At 70.5% G+C, this 2,227-nt stretch carries 3 protein-coding genes; 2 read left to right on the top strand and 1 reads right to left on the bottom strand.

What is annotated here, in order from left to right; genetic code table 11:
• The coding region (locus AOK22_RS37515) for an ABC transporter ATP-binding protein (protein ID WP_055703130.1) at window positions 1-668 on the top strand (668 nt) is incomplete at its 5' end.
• A gap of 151 nt (window positions 669-819) precedes the next feature.
• On the opposite strand, the gene AOK22_RS37520 is transcribed toward AOK22_RS37515, so the two are convergent.
• A complete protein-coding gene (locus tag AOK22_RS37520) occupies window positions 820-1,023 on the bottom strand; it encodes a cold-shock protein (RefSeq protein WP_006138897.1) in 204 nt (67 codons plus the stop codon).
• Window positions 1,024-1,326: 303 nt separating this feature from the next.
• On the opposite strand from AOK22_RS37520, the gene AOK22_RS37525 reads away from it, so the two are divergent.
• Window positions 1,327-2,214, top strand: coding sequence for a menaquinone biosynthetic enzyme MqnA/MqnD family protein (locus AOK22_RS37525; protein WP_279617111.1), 888 nt, complete (start codon window positions 1,327-1,329; stop codon window positions 2,212-2,214).
• Window positions 2,215-2,227: the final 13 nt, after the last annotated feature.

Consider the following 2,227-nt stretch of genomic DNA (forward strand, 5'->3'; position numbering starts at 1 on the left):
CCGGCAAGACCACCGTGGCCCGCATGCTCGTGGGCCTCGTCCGCCCGGACACCGGCACCGTGACCGTCGCGGGCCGCCCCCGCGAAGCCCGTACCCCCAGAGGAAAACAGGCGAGACTGGCCCGCGCCCGGGAGATCCAGATGGTCTTCCAGGACCCCTACATCTCCCTGGACCCGCGCCTCACGGCGAGGGACTGCGTCCGCACGGCCCTGCGCCTGCACGGCAGGGACGAGACGCCGGCCGAGGCCCTCCTGGACCAGGTCGGCCTCGGCACGAGAGAGGCCGGCGCCCGCCCGAGGGAGCTGTCCGGCGGGCAGCGCCAGCGCCTGGCGATAGCGAGGTCACTCGCGGTGGACCCGCGGATCCTCGTCCTCGACGAGGCCGTCGCCGCACTCGACGTATCGATCCAGGCCCAGATCCTGAAGCTCCTCGACGAGATCCGCGGGGACACCGGCGTCGCCCTGGTCTTCGTCAGCCACGACCTGGCCGTGGTCCGGCACGTCACGGACGAGGTCCTGGTGATGCGCCGGGGCAGGGTGGTGGAGCAGGGCCCCACGGACGCGGTCCTGAGCGCCCCCGAGGACCCGTACACCAAGCTGCTCCTGGCGTCCGTCCCCGGCGAGGGCTGGGACCCGGCGGACGCGGTCAGGGCACGCGCGTCCCTCTGAGGACGAGGCCGAGGCCCTGGTCCCGGGCCCGGAAAAGGCAGGAGCCCCGCTTCCCCCGCGAACGGGGGAGCAGGGCTCCTTGGGTACTGCTATCCATCTCCGGATCTGGTCACCGGAGCAATCACACGCCCCACTCACGTGGAGCGCCCGATTACATCGGGGTGACGTTCTCCGCCTGCGGACCCTTCGGGCCCTGCGTCACGTCGAAGGAAACGGCCTGGTTCTCCTCGAGGGAGCGGAAGCCGTTCGCGTTGATCGCGGAGTAGTGGACGAAGACGTCCGGGCCGCCGCCTTCCTGGGCAATGAAGCCAAAGCCCTTTTCAGCGTTGAACCACTTCACGGTTCCGGTAGCCATAAGCCCTCCTTGGGCCAAAGGGTTGCCCTGCTCCAGAACCAGCGATTGTTTAAACAACTGCATAAGTCTGAAAACGACGAGAGCCCGCGGGGTCACATGCTCCGCAGGCTCTGTACTGCAAGGGAAACCAAACTGCAACTTGCGGCGAGCTTAGCACGCAGCGAGCCGAATGCAATAGGGGGCAAGATCACGTCACCCGGAGGTTTGATGGACCTCCCGACGGGGTTGACGGGGCGCACCGGGGCCCCAGGGGCCGCACCGCACCGCGGTGGGGCTAGCCTCGCCGATGTGGACAATTCTCCCCTGGACGCCTTCACGGGGGCGGGCGCCGAACAGCCGCCCCACTCCCGCCGCATTCCCCGGCCCCGCGTCGGCCACATCCAGTTCCTGAACTGCATGCCCCTGTACTGGGGCCTCGCGCGGACCGGGACGCTCCTCGACTTCGAGCTGACGAAGGACACCCCTGAGAAGCTCAGCGAGCAGCTGGTCCGGGGCGACCTCGACATCGCGCCGGTCACCCTCGTCGAGTTCCTCAAGAACGCCGACGACCTCGTCGCCTTCCCCGACCTCGCGGTCGGCTGCGACGGCCCGGTCATGTCCTGCGTGATCGTCTCGCAGGTGCCGCTGGACCGCCTCGACGGCGCCCGGGTCGCGCTCGGCTCGACCTCGCGCACCTCGGTGCGGCTCGCGCAGCTGCTGCTGGCCGAGCGGTACGGCGTGCGGCCCGACTACTACACCTGCCCGCCCGACCTCGGCCTGATGATGCAGGAGGCGGACGCCGCCGTCCTGATCGGGGACGCGGCGCTGCGCGCGAACCTGATCGACGCGCCGCGCCTGGGCCTGGAGGTGCACGACCTCGGGCAGATGTGGAAGGAGTGGACGGGGCTGCCGTTCGTCTTCGCCGTCTGGGCGGCACGGCGCGACTACGCCACGCGCGAACCGGAGGTCGTGCGCGAGGTCCACCAGGCCTTCCTGTCCTCCCGCGACCTCTCGCTCGCCGAGGTCACGAAGGTCGCCGAGCAGGCCGCGCGCTGGGAGTCCTTCGACGCCGGCGTCCTGGAGCGGTACTTCACGACGCTCGACTTCCGCTTCGGCGGCGAGCAGCTGGCGGGCGTGAGCGAGTTCGCCCGCCGGGTCGGCCCGACGACGGGCTTCCCGGCGGACGTCCGCGTGGAGCTGCTGCCCCGGTAGCGGGGGCGGGGGC

The organism is Streptomyces silaceus (assembly GCF_001419745.1).
In the GTDB taxonomy this organism is placed as follows: Bacteria; Actinomycetota; Actinomycetes; order Streptomycetales; family Streptomycetaceae; genus Streptomyces; species Streptomyces silaceus.

Coding starts and splice junctions, on each gene's coding strand:
- AOK22_RS37520 (WP_006138897.1), bottom strand. CDS start 1,023: ATGGCTACCGGAACCGTGAAGTGGTTCAACGCTGAAAAGGGCTTTGGC.